The organism is Enterococcus sp. SB12, from assembly GCF_030910025.2.
Classification (GTDB): Bacteria; Bacillota; Bacilli; order Lactobacillales; family Enterococcaceae; genus Enterococcus_B; species Enterococcus_B faecium.
In genome coordinates this window covers 1502260-1523375 of record NZ_CP175675.1, presented here as the reverse complement: position 1 = coordinate 1523375, position 21116 = coordinate 1502260, and the positions used below count along the sequence as shown (strand labels likewise).

19 protein-coding genes are annotated in these 21116 nt (G+C 40.0%); 15 read left to right on the top strand and 4 right to left on the bottom strand.

Annotated elements, in window-relative coordinates; translation table 11 throughout:
- The first annotated feature begins 43 nt into the window (after positions 1-43).
- From RBL01_RS07500 to purB, 5 genes are all read left to right on the top strand, one after another.
- Positions 44-625 (top strand): xanthine phosphoribosyltransferase, encoded by a 582-nt coding sequence (locus RBL01_RS07500; protein WP_002306871.1) that lies wholly within the window; start codon positions 44-46, stop codon positions 623-625.
- 2 nt (positions 626-627) lie between these two features.
- Positions 628-1935, top strand: a complete 1308-nt coding sequence (locus RBL01_RS07495; RefSeq protein WP_002295470.1) for a nucleobase:cation symporter-2 family protein — start codon at positions 628-630, stop codon at positions 1933-1935.
- A gap of 415 nt (positions 1936-2350) precedes the next feature.
- Positions 2351-2839: a 5-(carboxyamino)imidazole ribonucleotide mutase gene (gene purE / locus RBL01_RS07490; protein WP_002303771.1), complete on the top strand. Its 489-nt coding sequence runs from the start codon at positions 2351-2353 to the stop codon at positions 2837-2839.
- Positions 2832-3956: a 5-(carboxyamino)imidazole ribonucleotide synthase gene (gene purK / locus RBL01_RS07485; RefSeq protein WP_307780920.1), complete on the top strand. Its 1125-nt coding sequence runs from the start codon at positions 2832-2834 to the stop codon at positions 3954-3956. Before purE ends, purK begins: the two co-directional genes overlap by 8 nt.
- Before the next feature lie 12 nt (positions 3957-3968).
- Positions 3969-5264: an adenylosuccinate lyase gene (gene purB / locus RBL01_RS07480; protein ID WP_002306865.1), complete on the top strand. Its 1296-nt coding sequence runs from the start codon at positions 3969-3971 to the stop codon at positions 5262-5264.
- 181 nt (positions 5265-5445) lie between these two features.
- Here the strand turns inward: purB and RBL01_RS07475 are convergent, their stop codons facing one another.
- Entirely contained in the window at positions 5446-5823 is a 378-nt protein-coding gene (locus RBL01_RS07475) for a hypothetical protein (protein WP_010727810.1), read from the bottom strand.
- A 255-nt stretch (positions 5824-6078) separates the two neighbouring features.
- Between RBL01_RS07475 and purC the strand changes: the two genes are divergently transcribed.
- The 10 genes from purC (at position 6079) to RBL01_RS07425 (ending at position 16889) form a co-directional block, all read left to right on the top strand.
- Positions 6079-6807, top strand: coding sequence for a phosphoribosylaminoimidazolesuccinocarboxamide synthase (gene purC, locus RBL01_RS07470; protein ID WP_002288021.1), 729 nt, complete (start codon positions 6079-6081; stop codon positions 6805-6807).
- Positions 6807-7061 (top strand): phosphoribosylformylglycinamidine synthase subunit PurS, encoded by a 255-nt coding sequence (gene purS, locus RBL01_RS07465; RefSeq protein WP_002295474.1) that lies wholly within the window; start codon positions 6807-6809, stop codon positions 7059-7061. Before purC ends, purS begins: the two co-directional genes overlap by 1 nt.
- Before the next feature lies 1 nt (position 7062).
- Positions 7063-7734 carry a phosphoribosylformylglycinamidine synthase subunit PurQ gene (gene purQ / locus RBL01_RS07460; protein ID WP_002302316.1) on the top strand — a complete coding sequence of 224 codons (672 nt, stop codon included), beginning with the start codon at positions 7063-7065 and terminating at the stop codon, positions 7732-7734.
- A complete protein-coding gene (gene purL / locus RBL01_RS07455; protein ID WP_002327090.1) occupies positions 7735-9957 on the top strand; it encodes a phosphoribosylformylglycinamidine synthase subunit PurL in 2223 nt (740 codons plus the stop codon).
- Positions 9942-11381, top strand: a complete 1440-nt coding sequence (gene purF, locus RBL01_RS07450; protein ID WP_002318416.1) for an amidophosphoribosyltransferase — start codon at positions 9942-9944, stop codon at positions 11379-11381. The genes purL and purF overlap by 16 nt, the downstream gene beginning before the upstream one ends.
- 22 nt (positions 11382-11403) lie before the next feature.
- Positions 11404-12456, top strand: coding sequence for a phosphoribosylformylglycinamidine cyclo-ligase (gene purM / locus RBL01_RS07445; RefSeq protein ID WP_002327089.1), 1053 nt, complete (start codon positions 11404-11406; stop codon positions 12454-12456).
- Positions 12453-13031, top strand: coding sequence for a phosphoribosylglycinamide formyltransferase (gene purN, locus RBL01_RS07440; protein WP_002318418.1), 579 nt, complete (start codon positions 12453-12455; stop codon positions 13029-13031). The genes purM and purN overlap by 4 nt, the downstream gene beginning before the upstream one ends.
- A complete protein-coding gene (purH, locus tag RBL01_RS07435; RefSeq protein WP_002318419.1) occupies positions 13028-14563 on the top strand; it encodes a bifunctional phosphoribosylaminoimidazolecarboxamide formyltransferase/IMP cyclohydrolase in 1536 nt (511 codons plus the stop codon). The genes purN and purH overlap by 4 nt, the downstream gene beginning before the upstream one ends.
- Positions 14564-14578: 15 nt before the next feature.
- Positions 14579-15853, top strand: coding sequence for a phosphoribosylamine--glycine ligase (purD, locus tag RBL01_RS07430; protein ID WP_072538399.1), 1275 nt, complete (start codon positions 14579-14581; stop codon positions 15851-15853).
- Positions 15854-15974: 121 nt separating this feature from the next.
- Entirely contained in the window at positions 15975-16889 is a 915-nt protein-coding gene (locus tag RBL01_RS07425; protein WP_002288005.1) for an aldo/keto reductase family oxidoreductase, read from the top strand.
- Positions 16890-17021: 132 nt separating this feature from the next.
- Here the strand turns inward: RBL01_RS07425 and RBL01_RS07420 are convergent, their stop codons facing one another.
- Genes RBL01_RS07420 through RBL01_RS07410 form a run of 3 tightly spaced genes read right to left on the bottom strand, consistent with a single transcriptional unit; the run spans position 17022 to position 21061 of the window.
- Complete coding sequence (locus tag RBL01_RS07420; protein ID WP_002318421.1) at positions 17022-18587, bottom strand: helix-turn-helix domain-containing protein; 1566 nt, start codon at positions 18585-18587, stop codon at positions 17022-17024.
- Positions 18580-20031, bottom strand: a complete 1452-nt coding sequence (locus tag RBL01_RS07415) for a sensor histidine kinase (RefSeq protein ID WP_002327088.1) — start codon at positions 20029-20031, stop codon at positions 18580-18582. Before RBL01_RS07415 ends, RBL01_RS07420 begins: the two co-directional genes overlap by 8 nt.
- Positions 20032-20044: 13 nt before the next feature.
- Positions 20045-21061 (bottom strand): ABC transporter substrate-binding protein, encoded by a 1017-nt coding sequence (locus RBL01_RS07410; protein ID WP_002327087.1) that lies wholly within the window; start codon positions 21059-21061, stop codon positions 20045-20047.
- Between the last annotated feature and the right edge of the window lie 55 nt (positions 21062-21116).

Below are 21116 nucleotides of genomic sequence, written 5' to 3'. Positions count from 1 at the left end.
AGCGGTTATTTCGGTATTAATAAATGATAAAGGAGCAAATAAAGTGAAAGAATTAGTTGAACGTATTCAAAAAGACGGACGTATATTAGGCGAGGGCGTATTAAAAGTCGACAGCTTCGTCACTCACCAAGTAGACCCTGTATTGATGGAACAAATGGGAAAACGGTTTGCAGAAGTATTTAAAGAACAAGGAATCACGAAAGTTGTGACCATTGAAGCTTCTGGGATCGCACCAGCTTTATTTGCTGCAAAAGAATTAGATGTTCCAATGATCTTCGCTAGAAAAGCAAAAAGTTTGACGATGGATGAAGAATTATTGACAGCTTCTGTTTATTCTTTTACGAAACAAGTGACAAGTACGATTTCTATTTCTCGTAAATTTTTATCTTCAGAAGACAAAGTATTGATTATCGACGATTTCTTGGCAAACGGACAAGCGGCAAAAGGATTGATCGAATTATGCCAGCAAGCTGGAGCTCAAGTAGAAGGAATCGGGATCGTCATCGAAAAGTCTTTCCAAGATGGACGTCAGTTACTTGAAGAAATGGGATTGAGAGTCGTTTCTCTTGCGCGTATTGCTTCCTTGACGAATGGACAAGTTGAGTTTCTTGAGGAGGACGCATAATCGTGGAAAAAGAAACACAAAATGGAAAAGCTGCGGTTTTAGGGCTGCAGCATCTGCTAGCGATGTATGCAGGAGCAGTAGCGGTGCCTCTTTTGATCGGTACAGGACTAGGCTTTAATCAAGAACAGATGACTTATTTGATTTCAATTGATATCTTTATGTGTGGATTAGCGACATTATTGCAATTGACAGTTAACCGATTTTTCGGAATTGGCTTGCCTGTCGTTTTAGGATGTGCGATCCAAGCAGTAGCTCCACTGATCTTGATCGGAACCAATGAAGGAGTAGGAGCTATCTACGGATCTATTATCGCTTCTGGGATCTTTGTTGTGTTAGTTTCTGGTGTCTTTTCTAAAATAAAAAAACTATTCCCTCCTATAGTAACAGGAACGGTTATCACCGTTATTGGTTTGACTTTGATTCCTGTAGCAATCGAGAAAATGGGTGGAGGTAATGCAACAGCAGCTGATTTTGGTGACAAAACAAATCTGCTACTTGCATTTGTGACGATTCTCCTAATTGTAGGCGTGCAAATGCTGGCAAAAGGGTTCATTCGTTCAATCGCGGTACTGATTGGTTTAGTCGGAGGAAGCATCTTAGCTGCTTTCATGGGGATGATTGATCTGAGCGCGATTGGAGATGCGCCGTTGTTCCATGTTCCACAACCCTTTTATTTTGGTAAACCAACTTTCGACGTATGGTCGATTTTACTAATGATCATCATTTCCATGGTCAGCATGGTAGAATCAACAGGTGTATATTTTGCACTTGGTGACATTACTGGGAAAAATGTTGGAGAAGAAGAATTGAAAAAGGGATATCGTGCAGAAGGACTTGCCGTTATCTTAGGCGGTATTTTCAATACATTCCCTTATACTGGCTTTTCTCAAAATGTCGGATTGGTTCAACTTTCGGGAATCAAAACAAGAAAACCCATCTATTTCTCTGCATTCTTCTTGATTGTTTTAGGTTTATTCCCTAAAATCGGTGCGTTAGCACAAATCATCCCTGAGCCGGTACTTGGTGGAGGAATGTTAGTCATGTTCGGGATGGTGGCAGTCCAAGGAATCCGTATGCTGTTGGAAGTTGATTTCAGCAATGATAAAAATCTATTGATCGTTGCTGTTTCTGTTGGATTTGGGCTAGGTTTCAATGTTACGCCGACATTATTCAGTCAAATGCCGCAAACATTGCAAATGTTTACTGGAAATGGCATCGTAATGAGTAGCATTACGGCTATCATATTAAATTTGATCTTTAATGGATTGAAAAAAGATGAAGAAATATTGGAAGAAGCCTTCAAGAAGTAATAGAGCAAAAGAAAGGTTGTGAAATCAGCGTTTTGACCTGATTATTAGAGAAACAAACGGAAAAATAGTTCCTCGTATTTTGCCGTTTGTTTGAGCTAATACCGAGGGGCAGCTGATTGAACACCGTTGAAGGAAGAGGTCGTGAGCCTGCCGTTCATCTCCGAGTCACAAGGAACAATTTCAAAAAACAGCTTCTCATGTTTGTTGAATATTGTTCCTTGTGACCGAGGAGTTGGCAGGAGAACACCGTTTATCCATAAAAAGGAATGTGACCTAACTTTTGTCACATTCCTTTTTTTTATCTTTAATAAACACGAACAATAAAATGTTTTTCTTTGTTAACATTCGAAATTTCTTTGACATAAAAAAAAGTGATTGTTAAAATATGAATGTAGAAAAACTGGGAGGAAAAACAATGACAGCAAAAATCTCTGTGATTATGGGGAGTACTTCAGATTGGGAAACAATGAAAGAAGCATGTCAAATATTGGATGAATTCGGTGTGTCTTATGAAAAAAAGGTCGTTTCTGCTCATCGAACCCCAGATTTGATGTTTGAATATGCACAAAACGCTCGAAAAAAAGGAATCAAGATCATTATTGCAGGGGCAGGGGGAGCCGCGCATCTGCCGGGTATGGTCGCATCAAAAACAACTTTGCCGGTTATCGGTGTACCGGTCCAATCACGAACATTAAATGGTTTGGATTCGCTTCTTTCGATTGTCCAAATGCCTGGAGGAGTACCTGTAGCTACTACAGCAATCGGAAAAGCGGGAGCAATTAATGCTGGACTACTTGCGATACAGATGCTTTCCATGTATGATTTAGAATTGGAGGCTAAATTGGCTGAAAGACGTTCAATGTTGGCTAAAACTGTTATAGAAAGTAGTGATCAACTTGGTTAAACCTTTGTTGCCTGGTTCAACGATCGGGATCGTCGGTGGCGGTCAATTAGGTCGTATGATGGCGATTAGTGCAAAAGAAATGGGCTTTAAAGTAGGTGTGCTGGATCCTGTGAGCGATTGTCCAGCCGCACAAGTTGCAGATTGGCACATTGAAAGTGTCTATGATGACACCTTTGCGCTGAAAGAGCTTGCCAGAAGAACAGATGTCATTACCTATGAATTCGAAAATGTCAGTGTAGAGGCGTTAAATGCGATTTTACCCATGTCATTTATTCCTCAAGGGACAGACTTGCTTGCGATTACGCAAGACCGCCTGTTAGAAAAATCTTTTTTGGAAACGAACAACATCGTGATTGCTCCTTATGCAACGATCGTCAGTCCGACGGATATCCAAGATGCGATTGACGGGATCGGCTATCCTTGTGTTTTGAAAACCACTCGAGGTGGCTATGATGGCAAGGGGCAGTATGTTTTGAAAAGTCGGGCGGATCTAGCTCCTACCATGGACCTTTTAAGAGAAGGAACCTGTGTTTTAGAAGCATGGATCCCGTTTGAAAAAGAGATTTCGATCATGGTGGCAGGAAATGGTCAAGGAGATTTCACGACTTTTCCGGTCGTGGAAAACATCCACCACAACAATATTCTTCATGAAACGATTGCTCCAGCTGCGATTGATCAGGATGTGATTGAAGAGGCTGAGCGTATTGCCCGTGTGATTGCAGAAGCAGTAAGCCTTTCAGGTGCTTTAGGGGTAGAAATGTTTTTAACAAAAACAGGCGGGCTATATGTGAATGAATTAGCTCCTCGTCCTCACAATTCTGGACATTATTCTATTGAAGCTTGTTCTATGAGTCAGTTCGATGCCCATATTCGAGGTATTTGCGGTTGGCCATTAGGAGAAAAAGTACGTTTGACAAGCAAAGCAGTAATGGTCAACGTTTTGGGAGAACAACTGCTGGAAAGCTATCGCTTGATCGAGAATAAGCCAGACTGGCAATTTCATTTCTATGGAAAAAAACAAGCAAAAAAAGGTCGCAAGATGGGACATATCACTATCTTGACAGAAGATATCCAGCAAACGCTGGAAGAAATCAAACAAACGAATATTTGGGATTAGAGGAGAAAAAACATGTTAGAACGTTATACACGCCCTGAAATGGGGAATATCTGGACGGAAGAGAACAAATACCGTGCGTGGCTTGAAGTCGAGATTTTAGCAGATGAAGCTTGGGCAGAACTTGGTGAAATCCCGCAAGAAGATGTGAAAAAAATTCGTGAGCATGCATCATTTGATATCGATCGGATCTTGGAAATCGAAAAATCAACACGCCATGATGTCGTTGCGTTTACACGAGCGGTTTCTGAAACATTGGGAGAAGAAAGAAAATGGGTCCATTATGGTCTAACAAGTACGGATGTCGTAGATACTGCTTATGGCTATCTCATCAAGCAAGCAAATGATATTTTACGGGAAGACTTGAAACGTTTTACGGAAATCATTGGCGAAAAAGCAAAAGAACACAAATATACAGTGATGATGGGTCGGACACACGGTGTCCATGCTGAACCAACTACTTTTGGATTGAAACTTGCCACATGGTATTCAGAAATGAAACGGAACATCGAACGATTTGAACATGCGGCAAAAGGAGTAGAAGCAGGAAAAATCTCAGGAGCAGTGGGGACGTTCGCAAATATCCCGCCATTTATTGAAGAGTATGTATGTAAACAATTGGGGATCCGTCCGCAAGAAATCTCTACTCAAGTTCTCCCTCGGGATCTACATGCTGAATATTTCTCAGCGATGGCGCTTATTGCTACAAGTATTGAACGTTTTGCAACAGAGATACGCGGATTGCAAAAATCCGAAACACGTGAAGTAGAAGAATTTTTTGCGAAAGGTCAAAAAGGTTCTTCTGCTATGCCGCACAAAAGGAATCCGATCGGTTCAGAAAATATGGCTGGTCTAGCCAGAGTGGTGCGCGGACACATGGTCACTGCCTATGAAAATGTCACATTATGGCATGAAAGAGATATTTCTCATTCTTCAGCAGAACGAATCATCTTGCCTGATACCACGATTTTATTGAATTACATGTTAAATCGTTTTGGCAATATCGTTAAAAATCTAACGGTCTTTCCTGAAAACATGAAGCGGAATATGTCTGCAACATTTGGTTTGATTTATAGCCAGCGCGTTATGCTGAAATTGATCGATAAGGGAATGACAAGAGAAGAAGCTTATGATCTTGTTCAGCCAAAAACTGCGTACGCTTGGGACAACCAAGTGCAGTTCCGCCCGCTGTTAGAAGAAGATCCAACCATCACATCGGTATTATCTAAAGAAGAAATAGACGATGCCTTTGATTATCATCATCATTTGAAAAACGTTGACGTGATATTCAAACGAGTAGGTTTGGAATAAAGAAGAGTGAGTTGCAAAATTCAATTAAAATAGAATAGCAAAAATAACCAAAAAAGAAGCAGATCCGTTAGCGGTTCTGCTTCTTTTAGTTTATTATGTTTTCTTATCAATGATAGGAACCTGACTTTAAAAGCGACATACTACTGCTTTATCGTACCTTTATCTATACAAAATGTAGGAGTCAAGCATAAATGGCGTGACTATTATAACTAAAATGCTCGTTATGGAGATGTTGCAGCAAGTTTTCGAGAAAAGCGTATTCCATCTCTTGTCCATTGAATAAGATCTGGATACGATAATGATTTTTGAAACGCTTCTGTTCATGAATCTGACTGATTGAAAGTTCGCCTTTGTGTTCTGTCTGATAAAGAAAAGTCCTTTTACGGCATTCAGCACAGCGCTTGGTTGCTCGGCGGATTTTTCGGAATGTATAAAAACTAGTATCTTTATTGCATAAATAAACGTCTTTGATCGACAGCAAATCATTATATAGACAGGAACGTTCTTCAGCTGTTAATTCTGATAAAAAAAGCTGACCTTGTTTTATTGCATCTTCCATCGGCAAGTGCCTCCTCGAACCCATTATCCAAATTTTTAGTTAATTCTAATATACCATCATTAAGTATAAATGTAAACGCTTGTTGATGGTATAAGATTTTCGTTTCTGATAAAACACGAACATTAAAAGAATCTAATGCCTTAAATGTACATATTTTTGTTGATTTATAAAAAGATGATTGCTAAAATTTAAAGTGAAAACACGAACAAAAAACGATGTATTTGCTTTTAATGTAAATAAAAAGGAGAGACGTACATGGAGAAGAAAGAACTTTTGTATGAAGGAAAAGCCAAAAAAATATATCTTACTTCTGATGAGAACTTGATTTGGATAGAATATTTAGATCAAGCAACTGCGTTGAATGGCGCGAGGAAAGACCAGATAAGTGGAAAAGGAGAATTGAATAATCAAATCACAAGTGCAATTTTCCGTTATCTGACTCAAAGAGGAATAAAAAATCATTTTATTGAACAATTGTCTAAAACCGAACAATTAGCAAAAAAAGTACAAATTATCCCTCTGGAAGTGGTTATCCGAAATATTGCAGCAGGAAGTTTCTCAAAACGTCTAGGTGTTCCCGAAGGTAAAGAATTCATCAAACCAATCATTGAATTCTACTATAAGGATGACCAGTTGGATGATCCATTTATCAATGAAGAGCATATCTATTTCTTACAACTTGCAAAACCGGAAGAAATCAGTGAGCTGAAAGCCCAAGCGTTGGCTATTAATGAAATTTTGACCGAATTATTTGCTAAGGTCGGTTTGGTTTTAGTAGATTTCAAGCTAGAATTTGGCCGGTCGAATGGACAAATTTTGCTTGCGGATGAAGTAACACCGGATACTTGCCGATTATGGGATGAACGTACGAATGAACATATGGACAAAGACGTTTACCGCAGAGATCTAGGTGATTTGATCCCAGTCTATCAAGAAGTATATAACCGTCTATCGGAACTAACTGAAGAAAAGGAGCGAGTATGATGTATTTCGTAAAAGTATATGTAACCTATAAAGATTCAGTGTTAGATCCTCAAGGGGAGGCAGTAAAAAAAGCAGTCCATCGTATGGGATATGAAACAATCGAAGATATCCGAATAGGAAAATACTTTGAGATACAACTTGCTGATGCAGAAGAACCAATCGATACAGTGATTGAAACGATTTGTGACAAGCTGCTTGCAAATGTAAATATGGAAACATACCGATATGAAATCAAAAAAATGGAGGAAGTATAACATGAAATTTGCGGTCATCGTTTTTCCAGGTTCAAATTGTGACGCAGATATGTTATGGGCAGTTCGCGAGATCATGGGCGCTGATGCCGAATTTGTACGGCATGATGAGTCCTCTTTAGAAGGATTTGATGGGGTTTTACTGCCGGGAGGATTCTCCTATGGTGACTATTTGAGATGCGGTGCGATTGCTCGGTTTTCTACAATCATGGAAGAAGTGATTCGTTTTGCTGAAGAAGGGAAACCGGTATTCGGTACATGCAATGGATTCCAGATATTGACAGAAGCAGGACTTTTGCCAGGTGTACTGAGACGAAATGAGTCTTTGCATTTTATTTGCAAAACTGTACCATTGAAAGTCAACTCCAAGACGGCCTTTACTTCAGAGTATGAAGCCGACGAAATAATCTATCTTCCAGTTGCTCATGGGGAAGGAAATTATTTCTGTGACGAAGAAACACTTCAAGAACTAAAAAAAAATAATCAGATTGCCTTTACTTATAATGACAACATCAACGGCAGCGTGGAAAACATTGCAGGGATTACGAACAAAGCAGGGAATGTGTTAGGAATGATGCCTCATCCAGAACGTGCAGTAGAAGACTTGCTAGGATCAGAAGATGGGAAACGGTTCTTTGCTTCCATTTTAAAAAACTTCGGAAAGGTGACCGTATAGATGAAAACATTGAAAGAACCGACAGCTGAAGAGATCAAGAAAAAAAGAATCTATGCCGAATGGGGATTGACTGATGAAGAATATCGAATGATCGAAGAAGATATCTTAGGAAGAATGCCTAATTATACGGAAACTGGACTGTTCTCTGTTATGTGGAGCGAACATTGTTCCTATAAAAATTCTAAACCGGTTCTACGCAAATTTCCTACTAGTGGACCTCATGTGTTGCAAGGCCCTGGAGAAGGCGCAGGCATCGTCGACATCGGTGATGGACTAGCAGTTGTCTTCAAGGCAGAAAGTCACAATCATCCTTCAGCCGTGGAGCCTTATGAAGGAGCTGCGACAGGAGTTGGCGGAATCATCAGAGATATTTTCAGCATGGGGGCTCGTCCAATTGCGTTGCTAGATTCATTGAGGTTCGGCGAATTAGATAATCCAAGAACGAAATATTTACTAGAAGAAGTAGTTGCAGGTATCGGCGGATACGGCAATTGTATCGGCATACCGACTGTAGGCGGCGAAATTGCATTTGATCCTTGTTATGAAGGAAACCCATTAGTCAATGCAATGTGCGTAGGTTTGATTGAACACAAACATATCCAGAAAGGGCAAGCCGCTGGCGTCGGTAATTCGATCATGTATGTAGGCGCAAAAACAGGTCGCGACGGTATCCACGGAGCAACTTTTGCCTCAGAAGAATTTAATCAAGAAGAAGAACAGCAACGTTCTGCTGTACAAGTAGGCGATCCTTTTATGGAAAAGCTGCTGCTTGAAGCGTGTTTGGAATTAATCTTGCATCATTCGGATTCTCTAATAGGTATACAGGATATGGGAGCAGCAGGACTTGTTTCATCTAGTGCGGAAATGGCTTCAAAAGCTGGTTCAGGACTTATATTGACATTAGATGAAGTCCCACAAAGAGAAACTGGAATGACGCCTTATGAAATGATGCTATCGGAATCACAAGAACGGATGTTGATTTGTGTCAAATCAGGAGAGGAAGAAAAAATCCAAGAACTATTTCAGAAGTATGATCTAGATGCAGTCACTATCGGGAAAGTAACAGATGACGGGCAATATCGGCTATATCATCAAGGAGAAGAAGTAGCAAATCTGCCAGTCGATGCATTAGCTGAAGATGCACCAGTCTATCATAAAGAAATGAAAGAACCAGCTCGAATCGCAGAATTTCAGCAGTTAGCTCCTTATCAGCCAGTTATCGAAGAACCTGGACAAGTATTGCTTGATCTGCTGCAGCAACCGACGATTGCTTCGAAACGTTCAATCTATGAAACTTATGATTCACAAGTACAAACCAATACAGTTGTCCGTCCAGGAAGCGACGCTGCTGTGATGAGGGTTAGAGGGACGAATAAAGCGTTAGCTATGACCACAGACTGCAACGCGCGCTATCTGTATTTGGATCCAAAAATCGGAGGACAAATAGCAGTGGCAGAAGCTGCTAGAAATATTATTGCTAGCGGTGGCAAGCCCTTGGCGATCACCGACTGCCTGAACTATGGTTCTCCTGATAAACCAGAAGTTTTTTGGGAATTATCGACTTCAGCTGATGGAATTGCTGCTGCGTGTGAAACGTTAGGAACTCCTGTTATTTCAGGAAATGTCTCTTTATATAATGAAACGGATGGTCAAGCAATCTATCCAACACCAATGATTGGTATGGTCGGATTGATTGAGGATCATAAACATATCACTACTCAGGAATTCAAAAAATCAGGGGATCTAATCTATATATTAGGTAAGACGTTTGCAGATTTTGATGGCAGTGAATTACAAAAGATGCAGCTTGGAAGAATCGAAGGTGTGATCCGAAACTTTGATCTATCCATTGAAAAGAGAAACCAAGAGTTAGTATTGACAGCCATCCAAAACGGATTGATTGAAAGTGCTCATGACTGTTCAGAAGGTGGCTTGGCAATTGCACTGGCAGAATCAGCTTTCAAACATCAGCTAGGGATATCTGTACAGTTTGAATTGTCCTCTGCTCAGTTATTTGCAGAAACTCAATCAAGATTTGTATTGACAGTCGCACCGGAAAATAAGACACGATTCGAAGAAATGATGGGAGATGCTGCTGTTTTAGCAGGTAAGGTGACGGATGAAGCGATAATCGAAATTTCAGCAACTGACGGTCAGATCAAAATAGAAACTGCAGTAGCAAGAAAGTGCTGGGAGGATCCAATCGTATGTCTTATGAAGTGAAGAGTTTAAATGAAGAATGCGGGATCTTCGGCGTTTGGGGTCATCCGGATGCCGCTAGTGTGGCATACTTCGGGCTCCATAGTCTTCAGCATCGAGGACAAGAAGGTGCGGGCATCGTGTCCAATGATCGAGGAAAGCTTATGGGTCATCGAGATCTGGGTCTACTTTCTGAGGTATTCAAAGATCAAAGAAAATTGCAGCAGTTAACAGGAGAAGCTGCAATCGGACATGTACGTTATGCAACAGCAGGCAATGGAAGTGTGGACAATATTCAGCCTTTTCTATTCAAATTTCATGATCAGTCGATCGGCTTAGCGCATAACGGCAATTTGATCAATGCTCGTTCACTTAGAAAAGAGTTAGAGGAAAATGGGGCGATCTTCCATTCTAACTCCGATACGGAGATATTGATGCATTTGATCCGACGAAGTGAAGAAACAGATTTTTTAAATAAATTGAAAAGTGCTTTAAATGAAGTCAAAGGTGGATTTGCCTATTTATTAATGACAGAAACGGCAATGATTGCCGCTTTGGACCCAAATGGTTTTCGTCCATTAGCAATCGGACAAATGAAAAACGGAGCATACGTGATTGCCTCGGAAACTTGTGCATTAGAAGTTATCGGGGCACGTTTTATAAGAGATGTCCAGCCTGGAGAGATAGTGATTATCAATGACGAAGGAATCCAGATTGATTGCTTTACGAAGAATACGCAGCTTTCCATTTGTTCGATGGAATATATCTATTTTGCCAGACCAGATTCAAACATCGCAGGGATCAATGTGCATACTGCACGGAAAAATATGGGACGGAATTTAGCGAAAGAATCGCCAGTAAAAGCAGATATGGTCGTCGGCGTACCTAATTCTTCTTTGTCAGCCGCAAGCGGTTATGCGGAAGCTAGTGGAATCCCTTATGAAATCGGATTAGTAAAAAATCAATACATTGCCCGAACATTTATCCAGCCAACGCCTGAGCTAAGAGAGCAAGGTGTTCGAATGAAATTATCTGCTGTACGAGGAGTAGTGGAAGGTAAAAAGGTGATTATGGTCGATGATTCAATTGTTCGGGGTACGACAAGCAGACGGATCGTCCATCTTTTGAAAGAAGCAGGAGCAAAAGAAGTCCATGTGAGGATTGCTTCTCCTCCTTTGAAATATCCATGTTTTTACGGGATTGATATTCAAACGCGTAAAGAACTCATTGCGGCAAATCACACGATTGATGAAATCAAAGAATGTATCGGTGCAGATTCTTTAGGATTTTTAAGTGAAGAGGGTCTGATCGAATCGATTGGACTGAAAAAGGATAGCCCGTATTCAGGATTGTGTATGGCTTATTTCAACGGAGATTATCCAACGCCGTTATATGACTATGAAGAAAAGTATCAGGAATCGCTAAAAGAAAAAGTATCGTTCTTTTAAAAGCAGACCAAGAAGGGAGTATATGAATTCAATGGCAAATGCATACGCAAAAGCTGGCGTAGATGTCGAAGCTGGATATGAAGTAGTAGAACGGATCAAGAAGCATGTTAAAAAAACGGAACGTTTAGGTATGATGGGCGCTATAGGAGGATTCGGCGGTTGTTTTGATTTATCGGTCTTTCAATTAAAAGAGCCAGTCCTTGTCTCGGGGACCGATGGTGTGGGGACGAAATTAGCAGTGGCAATCGAAGCAGACAAACACGATACAATCGGGATCGACTGCGTAGCGATGTGTGTCAATGATATCTTAGCACAAGGCGCAGAGCCGTTATATTTCTTAGACTACTTAGCAACGGGGAAAAATGATCCGTTACGTTTGGAAAATGTAGTAAAAGGTGTAGCAGATGGATGTGTTCAAGGAAATATGGCGCTGATTGGCGGAGAAACAGCTGAAATGCCTGGTATGTACTCAGGTAATGATTATGATCTAGCCGGATTTGCTGTAGGGATAGCTGAAAAATCTCAATTATTGACAGGAGAAACGATCAACCCAGGAGATGTGTTGCTTGGAATAGCATCTAGCGGGATTCATTCAAATGGGTACTCTCTTGTTCGCAAAATTTTCTTTGAGCAGCAGCAGTTTTCTTTATCATCAAAACTGCCAGAATTGAAAAAAACACTTGGCGAAGAATTGCTTGAGCCAACGAAAATCTATGTTTCTTCCTTGCTTCCGCTGATCAAAGAAAAGAAAATAAAAGGAGCTGCACATATCACTGGTGGAGGGTTTGTAGAAAATATCCCGCGAATGTTACCAGAATCTATGGCTGCACAAATCAAACTTGGCTCATGGCCGATTCTTCCAATATTCGGCTGTTTACAAAAATATGGTGAAATTCCTGAGATGGAGATGTATGAAATCTTCAATATGGGCATCGGTATGGTCCTGGCAGTCGAAGAATCGAAAGTAAAAGAAATAGTACACGAAATTGAGCAAGCTGACGAAAAAGTTTATGAAATCGGGAAAGTGATCGCCAAAGAAAAACATCGTGTGGTGTTTACAGGAGAAGAACGATGAGAATCGCTGTTTTTGCTTCTGGAAACGGAAGCAACTTTCAAGCGCTAGCCGATTATCTATCGAAAAAAGGATTGGAATCATCGATTGACTGGTTGTTTTGTGATCAGCTTGAAGCATATGTTTTGAAACGTGCAACTGCGTTGAGTGTACCGGCAGATTGTTTTTCACCTAAAGAATTTGATTCAAAAAAAGAGTATGAAGAAGCAATTTTGCATAAATTGAAAGAAAAAAAGATCGATTTGATTGTATTAGCTGGATACATGCGAATCATTGGACCAGTATTGCTGGAAAATTATGATAAAAGAATCATCAATATCCATCCATCTCTTTTACCTGCATTCCCTGGTTTGCATGGCATTCGTGATGCATTTGAAGCTGGAGTAAAAGAAACGGGTGTCACAATTCATTATATCGACCAAGGTGTAGATACTGGACCAATCATCCGGCAGGAAAAAGTGAGAATTGAACAGGAGGACACGTTCGATTCTTTAGAAGAAAAAATCCATAGAGTAGAGCATCGAATCTATCCAGAAGTGATTAGTGAAATTATTGAAAATGGAGGCTATCTGAAATGACAAGAGCATTGATCAGTGTATCGGATAAAACTGGGATTGTAGCATTTGCCCAAGGTTTGATTGAACAAGGAGTAGAAATCATTTCAACAGGAGGAACAAAGCATGCATTGGATAAAGCTGGGATCAAAACGCTTTCGATCGAAGAAGTGACAGGGTTTCCTGAAATGATGGATGGCCGTGTCAAAACACTTCATCCTAAAATCCATGGTGGTCTTTTAGGAAGACGCGATCTCCCTAGCCATATGGAGGCAATGGAAACGGAAAATATCCAACCAATCGACTTTGTTTGTGTCAATTTATATCCTTTCAAAGAAACGATTATGAAACCAGATGTCGAAATAGCAGAAGCTATTGAAAACATTGATATCGGTGGTCCTAGTATGCTCCGTAGTGCAGCAAAAAACCATGAATTTGTCACCTCTGTTGTTGATCCATCTGACTATGAAGAAGTACTTTCAGAATTACGTCAGTATGGGCATACTTCACTTTCTTTCAGACAAAAACTAGCGGCAAAAGTCTTTCGTCATACTGCGGCATATGATGCACTGATCGCTCAATACTTAACGGATTGGGTGGAAGAAAAAGAACCGGAAAAATTGACACTTATGTATGAACGAAAACAAACGCTTCGTTACGGTGAAAACAGCCATCAAGCCGCTGCCTTTTATCAGTCCGCTCTTCTGGAAAAATATTCGATCGCAGCAGCAAAACAGCTCCATGGGAAAGAACTTTCTTATAATAATATCCGAGATGCAGATGCTGCGCTACGGATCATGAAGGAATATGACGAGCCAACGGTAGTCGCCTTGAAACACATGAATCCTTGTGGTATTGGGACAGCATCTACGATTTTAGAAGCGTGGGAAGCAGCGTATGAAGCAGATCCTGTTTCAATCTTTGGTGGGATCATCGTTTTGAATCGAGAAGTAGATCTGCCAACAGCAGAACAGATGCATAAGCTGTTTCTAGAAATCATCATTGCCCCTTCTTATACACAAGAAGCTTTGGAATTACTGCAAAAAAAGAAAAACATCCGATTACTGACAGTAGACTTTGCGCAGGAAGAAAATCAAAATCGAGAAGAAACGGTCTCAGTCTTAGGTGGACTTCTTGTACAAGATCAAGATCTGGCAATAGAAAATGAAGAAGAGTGGAAAGTCGTGACAAAACGTAAGCCGACTCCAGCAGAAGCAAAAGCATTAGCGTTTGCTTGGAAAGCTGTCAAACATGTGAAATCTAATGCGATCGTACTGGCAAACGAACGTCAGACAGTAGGAATCGGAGCCGGGCAGATGAATCGAGTCGGTTCAGTAAAAATTGCGATTGAACAAGCGCAAGAGAAAATGGAAGGTGCAGTTTTAGCTAGCGATGCTTATTTTCCAATGGATGATTCGGTTGAATATGCAGCCAAACACGGTATAAAAGCAATCATTCAGCCAGGAGGAAGCATCAAAGACCAAGATTCTATTGATATGGCGAATAAATACGATCTAGCAATGGTCTTTACTGATGTTCGGCATTTTAGACATTAGAGAGGAGTCGGATAAATGAACGTTTTGGTAATCGGTGCAGGTGGTCGTGAACATGCAATAAGTAAAAAACTTTTAGCCAGTCCGAAGGTGGATACGGTGTATTGTGCGCCAGGAAATCCGGGGATGACAAAAGATGGTATCAATTGTGTCGCTATCAGTGAGCGAGATCATTCAGCGTTAATCGATTTTGTTAAGAAAGAGGCTATTGATTGGAGTATCGTTGGTCCTGAAGTTCCTTTGTTAAATGGGATCGTCGATGATTTTATGGCGGAAGGATTGAAAATCTTCGGTCCGACAAAAGCAGCAGCTCTGATCGAAGGTTCGAAAAGTTTTGCTAAACAATTAATGGATACTTATCAAATCCCGACAGCTAAATCCAGAAGTTTTGAATGTTACGAAAAAGCAGCAGCGTATATCAAAGAAAATGGTGCGCCAATCGTAGTGAAAGCGGACGGCTTAGCAGCTGGGAAAGGTGTAGTCGTGGCTACCACAGTGAAGGAAGCGCTGGATGCGGCAGAACAAATGTTGAACCAGCATCGATTTGGGGATAGCAGCAAAAAAATCGTCGTAGAAGAGTTTTTGGCAGGAGAAGAATTCTCCCTTTTGGCGTTTGTCCGTGATACCAAGGTGTATCCGATGGTCATTTCGCAAGATCATAAGCGGGCATTTGATAACGATAAAGGGCCAAATACAGGCGGAATGGGTGCTTATTCACCAGTACCGCAAATTTCAAAAAAGATGATTGAAAAAGCTGTGGAAGAAGTTTTAAAACCAGCGGCTTTGGGAATGAAAGAACTAGGACGCTCTTTCACGGGTGTTTTATATGCGGGTTTGATTGCTACGAAGGAAGGACCAAAAGTGATCGAATTCAATGCGCGTTTCGGTGATCCTGAAACGCAAGTCGTTCTTTCTCGGTTGAAGAGTGACTTTGCGCAAGTAATCGATGATTTATTAGAGAATCGTACAGTAGAGTTAAAGTGGCAGCAAGAAGGATACAATGTAGGCGTTGTGGTTGCAGCTGCCGGTTACCCCGAAGAATATGAGACAGGAATGGTTCTACCAGATTTTCCGGAAGAAGAGCTTTCTGTTTACTATGCTGGAGTTTCCTCAAATAACGGCAAACTAGTTGGAGCAGGAGGACGTCTTTATTTAGTAGAAGCATACGGTGAGACGATCAAAGAAGCACAGAAAAAAATCTACACCGCGTTAATGGATAAAACGACAGATGGAACATTTTATCGTACAGATATTGGAGAAAAAGCTGCCAATAGCGAACTGATCGTGAAGTAAATCAGCTGCTTCCATTTATAAAAAATACAACAAACATAATCGGAAGCGCCGATTTTAGTGAAGCCTTTTCATAAAGAGTGTGGTACACTTTTGTTGTGTATATAAATAAGGAGGAGTTCAGATGAAAAAAATTCAATTAGGTACTTCTGATCAGAAAGCAGCTGCAGTGATCTTAGGCTGTATGCGTATCAACAATGCGGAAGATCCAGTAAAAGTGATTGAGACAGCTTATGAAAACGGCATTGATTTTTTTGACCATGCAGATATTTATGGAAACGGTGAATGTGAAGAAATCTTTGCAGATGCTCTAGCAAAAACATCAATCAAACGAGAAGATCTTTTTATTCAAACAAAATGTGGAATCGTTCCAGGTGTGATGTTTGATTTTTCTAAAAAACATATCATTGAATCTGTAGAAAAAAGTTTGACCCGTCTGAAAATGGATTATGTGGATGCTTTACTTCTTCATCGTCCAGATACATTGGTAGAACCAGAGGAAGTAGCTGAAGCGTTTGATGAATTGGAACGGTCAGGAAAAGTTCGTTATTTTGGCGTCAGCAATCAAAAACCAATGCAAATCGAATTGCTGAAAAAATATGTTCGTCAACCATTAGTAGCTAATCAGCTGCAATTTGGCTTGAAACATACTGGAATGATCGATCAAGGGATTCATGTCAATATGACAGATGAAGCAAGTATCGATCATGACGGTAGTGTACTTGATTATTCCCGATTGCATGATATGACGATCCAAGCATGGTCACCATACCAGTATGGATTTTTTGAAGGTGTATTTATCGGGAACGAAAAATTCCCTGAATTAAACCAAACATTAGAAGAACTAGCAGCTAAATATCAAACGACACCAACTGGCTTGGCTTCTGCTTGGATTTTACGCCATCCAGCCAATATGCAAGTGATCGCCGGTACGATGAACGTAGGGCGAATCAAGGAAATCGCTCAAGCTTCAGAAATTAATATGTCTCGGGAAGATTGGTACGAATTGTACCGTGCTGCTGGAAACATTTTACCTTAAAGATTGTCATAAGCAGGTCAAAAGGGCTATAAATTAAAAAGACAGAATAACTTGAAAGCTGTTTTCAGCTTCGAGATATTCTGTCTTTTTTAATTGCAAATGGAAAGAGTATCATTGTACGGATTTCGTTTATTAGTTATTTTTGTTTTTAAGGAAAAGCTGTGTCCGATATTCTTTTGGAGAAATCCCTTGTTTTTTCTTAAATAAATAACTGAAATAGTTAGGGTCATTATAACCAATTTCAAAAGCAATATCTGAGATACGATAGTCTGATTGCTGCAATAATTTTTTTGCTAATTCGATTCTTTGTTCTGTCAGATAATCGATGAATGTTTGGTTAAACGATTGAGAAAAAATCGTACTGAAATGAGAGGGACTTAATGCAACTTGTTGAGCGACCCAAGTTAAGGACATATCTGGATCGGTAAAATTTTCTTTGATAAAATCCAATGCATGGTTCAAAATTGGCTGATATTTGTTCCTTGAAGGCTGTGAGGGCAGAGCAGTTAAGAAAGAAATGAACATATAAACAGTCGAACGGTAAAACGAATCGTCGGCGCTGATTGCTAAGCGTTGACTGGTGGATGTGCAATGAACCATTTCTTGCGGGATTTTCTTTTCTTTCAGGCAGACATGCTGGAGTAGCTTAGTCAAGACAAATAAACGATATAATCGTGTTCGAGTTGGTGTACCTTGTGGTTTCGTCAAGTGTTCGATGTACTTAGATACTTCGTTTTTCGATAATGAAGACAAATCAAGTGAGAGATCAAAGTAAAAGACAGAATCAACTGGAAGTTTCGCTTCTTGAATCAAATCCTCATAGCTGATAATTTGTTCTTTAAGGGAACTGGCGGTTTCAAGTATCATCTGCGTGATCTCAAAAGATGCAGGTAATTCGCTGATTCTTTCTGCGACAGGACCAATGGCGACAGAAAAATTATTTTTTTGTCCCTTTTCTAATTCATGGACCAACGTTTGGGCTACCTGATAACTGGTCTCGATCACATTTTCTTTAAGAGAATCAACTATTAAAAATTTGATGAATCGAGAGGAAACAGCAGAGAAGATCACTTGTTGATTCTCCCTAAATAAAAACTTCAAATAATCACTGAGATGAGCGTAATCTTCAAAGTCTGTACTGACTTGGTTTGCTGCTAATAATACGGTCATTTTTTTCCCTGCTAAAGAGCGATTGAAAGATTCAGCAAGTTTCAATGTTTCACTGATCGTAAGTGAGCCTTTGAACAAACCGTTCAAAAAATGATTTTTTTTCAATTCGAAAACAAGATCAGAAGAAGTGTGCGTTTCTTTTTGCTGCAAATCTAAAGCAGTTACTGCTTTTTCTATTGCTTGTTTCAATTCGTTACTTTTAATCGGTTTAAGCAGATAATCATCTGCCTGTACCTGGATTGCTCCTTTCATATAATCGAAATCGTCGAATCCACTAATAAATATGAGACGAGTCCAAGGAAGTAGTTTCCTTGCTTCTTTTGAAAAAGTCAACCCGTCCATGAAAGGCATTTGGATATCAGTCAGAATGATGTCGGGCTGTAAGTCGATAATTGAAGACAGTGCCATCTCACCATCTCCAGCTTCGCCGACATAAGTGATTGGATAATAAGAACCAAGGACAGTTATTTGTTCCCGCCAGTTATTGCGAATGAGGTATTCGTCTTCGATGATAAAAACTTTATACATGTTTGTTTCCTCCAATTGTTTTGGGAGATAGAGGGATCATCAGTGTGACAGTTGTTCCTTCTCGGTATTTGCTGTCAATCGTGATAGGTTTTTGATCATTTCCGTAATAAAGAAGGAGACGCTTGTTTACGTTGTAAAGTCCGTAGCCGATACTGAAATCTGAATCGATCCCTTTGGCTAACTCTTTACGTATTTCTTCCAGTTTTTCTGCAGGGATGCCAATCCCGTTGTCTATGACTTTGAATTGGATCATCTCATCGATTTTGCATGCGGTAATACGAATAAATCCTTTGTGACGGACGTACTTCGTTCCATGGTATACAGCATTTTCAATCAATGGCTGCAAGATCATTTTTAAAATAGAAACAGGAAAAAGTGTTTCTGGTATATCGATCTTATAGTCAAGCATATGGCCGTATCTTATTTTTAAGATGACTAGATAATCATTGATATGGCTAATTTCTTTTTCAAGAGGAATCCAGTCTTGTCCTTTGCTTAAAGACGTACGAAAAAAGCCGGAAAGTGCATGGGTCATAGTCAGAGCTTCTTCAAAGCAGTCTTGTTCGATCAAAGAAATAATGGCATCCAAACTGTTATAAATAAAATGGGGAGTAATCTGAGCTTGCAATACACGAACTTCACTTTGTGCTAAATGGTATTGTTTCAAAGCGTTCTCCCGTAAAGACTGGTTTAGATCTTCCGCCATTTTATTCATGCTAGCGGTAAGTGTTTGTAATTCCAGTGTTTCCGGCAGGGTTAAACGAAAGCCAAGGTTCCCTGAAGAAAGTTGTTCTGACATCTCGATCAGCTGATTGATCGGTTCTTGGACCTTTCTCTCTAAAAAGCGACGATTCTTTTTCGCATAGAAAAAAATGGTACTAAGAACTCCAAGTTCCACTATTGTTAATAGAATGAGCGAGCGGACAAGTGTCGTATTTTTTTTGCTTGCTAAGTCGATCTCCACACGAACAAAATCTTGTAAGATATCTGACAGCAGTTGAGTGACAGAATCTACCTGATTGATGATCTCTTCATTGGTATCCATAAAATCTTTTGCCAAGATATTATTGATCAGCTCGTTTTGATAATCTTCCAGTGTATCGATCGTACGTAGCGATACATCTAACGTACTAATTTCTTTAAGTGTATTTGTATTATTTTTGATCTCTCGAATATCATTCCTAAGTTCTTCTAGGATATTTTCCTCATTGAACTCATCTACGGTTACTTGGCCAGAAATCAAGTCCCACATACTTTCCAAAACTTTTTGATCAACCTTCAAAGCAATTGCATCTGCTTTTTGGATATTTGCGATCGTCTGTTGATAAATCAAAAGCTGTTGCGAATATAACAGTATGCTCAGTAGCAAAGGGATAACAGCAAATAGAAGCATGGCTTTGTTTGCTTGGGCAAAAATCTGTTTTATGCTTAAATTTTTTGTCATGATACTTCTCCAGTCAATAATTTCTGGTTGGGATGTTAGCTATATTCTGCTGGGAAAAGACAGTCTCGGAAATAAAAATATCTTTAGGTAATGTTTTTCCTGTTTGAATATTTCCAAAATAACGAGTAACGGTATTGGCTACATACCAGCCGACATCAGGTTTACACTCGACTACGCAATTGACGATTCCTGACCGCAGCTTCTCGATCATATCTTCTTGTCCATCAATCGTTACAATAATCAAATCTTTTCCAGGTTTAACCGATGTTTCTTTTATCGCAGCTAAAGCACCGTGGGTCATTTCATCACTATGGCTGTATAATACATCGATTTCGGATAAATCATTTGTTTCTAAATACCGTTTCATCTGGTCTTTTCCTTTCATCCGAATAAAATCACCGACAATTCGGTGAACAATAGTCATTGGAGGTTTATGGTCGATGGTTCCATCTTTTTTTAGGGTTGGTTTACGATTGATTGATTCCAAAAATCCTTCGGAGCGTAGCTTGGTCGGTGTGGAGTTCTCTGAACCAGCAAGTTCTAGGATTCTGATTTCCTGTTTCTTTGAATTTGTGAAGTGATTGCTGACAAATAAACCCGCCCGATTTCCTTCTGCTTTGAAACTGGGGCCAATGTGGGTGACGAAAAGCTCGGGATCATTCGTTTGAATATGTCTGTCGACAAGTATGACAGGGATCCCTGCTCGCTTTGCTTCTTTTAATACAGAGTCCCACCCGGATTCTTGCAAAGGAGTAAAAATGATCATATCCACTTTATAGGCAATGAACGTCCGTATATCTTGGATTTGCCGTTCCTGATTCATGTAGCCATTTCGGTAGAGAACTTGGTAATCTTCTTTTTCAAGCGCAGTGATAATTGATTCAGTATGCTTTTTCCGCCAGCTACTCTCCGTTCCTGATTGCGAAAAACCAACGACTAGTGGGTCAGGTGCTTCCTTTGTATTAGGTGTACACCCCATCATTCGGTAAGCGATTACAACAAGGGCTAAAAAAAATAAAACACGTTTCACTTTAAATCACTCCATCTGGATTTGTTAGTACTATCTTATCAGATAAAAGGGAAAA

What these genes read in the sequence shown, in the direction of transcription:
- purF (WP_002318416.1), top strand. Translation starts at nt 9,942, where the DNA reads ATGTCTTATGAAGTGAAGAGTTTAAATGAAGAATGCGGGATCTTCGGC.
- purL (WP_002327090.1), top strand. Translation starts at nt 7,735, where the DNA reads ATGAAAACATTGAAAGAACCGACAGCTGAAGAGATCAAGAAAAAAAGA.
- purQ (WP_002302316.1), top strand. Translation starts at nt 7,063, where the DNA reads ATGAAATTTGCGGTCATCGTTTTTCCAGGTTCAAATTGTGACGCAGAT.
- RBL01_RS07475 (WP_010727810.1), bottom strand. Translation starts at nt 5,823, where the DNA reads ATGGAAGATGCAATAAAACAAGGTCAGCTTTTTTTATCAGAATTAACA.
- purE (WP_002303771.1), top strand. Translation starts at nt 2,351, where the DNA reads ATGACAGCAAAAATCTCTGTGATTATGGGGAGTACTTCAGATTGGGAA.
- purM (WP_002327089.1), top strand. Translation starts at nt 11,404, where the DNA reads ATGAATTCAATGGCAAATGCATACGCAAAAGCTGGCGTAGATGTCGAA.
- RBL01_RS07420 (WP_002318421.1), bottom strand. Translation starts at nt 18,587, where the DNA reads ATGTATAAAGTTTTTATCATCGAAGACGAATACCTCATTCGCAATAAC.
- purB (WP_002306865.1), top strand. Translation starts at nt 3,969, where the DNA reads ATGTTAGAACGTTATACACGCCCTGAAATGGGGAATATCTGGACGGAA.
- RBL01_RS07415 (WP_002327088.1), bottom strand. Translation starts at nt 20,031, where the DNA reads ATGACAAAAAATTTAAGCATAAAACAGATTTTTGCCCAAGCAAACAAA.
- purS (WP_002295474.1), top strand. Translation starts at nt 6,807, where the DNA reads ATGTATTTCGTAAAAGTATATGTAACCTATAAAGATTCAGTGTTAGAT.
- RBL01_RS07425 (WP_002288005.1), top strand. Translation starts at nt 15,975, where the DNA reads ATGAAAAAAATTCAATTAGGTACTTCTGATCAGAAAGCAGCTGCAGTG.
- purN (WP_002318418.1), top strand. Translation starts at nt 12,453, where the DNA reads ATGAGAATCGCTGTTTTTGCTTCTGGAAACGGAAGCAACTTTCAAGCG.
- purC (WP_002288021.1), top strand. Translation starts at nt 6,079, where the DNA reads ATGGAGAAGAAAGAACTTTTGTATGAAGGAAAAGCCAAAAAAATATAT.
- purH (WP_002318419.1), top strand. Translation starts at nt 13,028, where the DNA reads ATGACAAGAGCATTGATCAGTGTATCGGATAAAACTGGGATTGTAGCA.
- purD (WP_072538399.1), top strand. Translation starts at nt 14,579, where the DNA reads ATGAACGTTTTGGTAATCGGTGCAGGTGGTCGTGAACATGCAATAAGT.